This is a genomic window from Sulfitobacter sp. HI0129 (genome assembly GCF_001635395.1).
Classification (GTDB): domain Bacteria; phylum Pseudomonadota; class Alphaproteobacteria; order Rhodobacterales; family Rhodobacteraceae; genus Sulfitobacter.
On record NZ_LWGH01000983.1, the window covers coordinates 1 to 223 of the forward strand.

At 70.9% G+C, this 223-nt stretch carries 1 pseudogene; it reads left to right on the top strand.

The features are described from left to right. Positions 1-110: 110 nt before the first annotated feature. Positions 111-223, top strand: a pseudogene (locus A3764_RS26150) (N-acetylmuramoyl-L-alanine amidase); the annotation flags it as partial.

Here is a 223-nt window from a genome sequence, read left to right on the forward strand (position 1 = left end):
GCGGCCCGGAGCGTGACAGCGCCGGGGTCGACCCCGACGGGGACGGGTTTGCCTGCGCATGGGATCCGGCACCCTACCGGCGCGCGGCACGGGGCTGACGCCTGTTGTCACTGCCCGGGATCGTAGAGCGACCGTCCCCCAATCATGGCCCCCGGCGGGACGGTTTGCGCCCCGTCTTCATTGTCATCCATCATACTGCCATGGCCTGCGCCGCTTCGGCGCT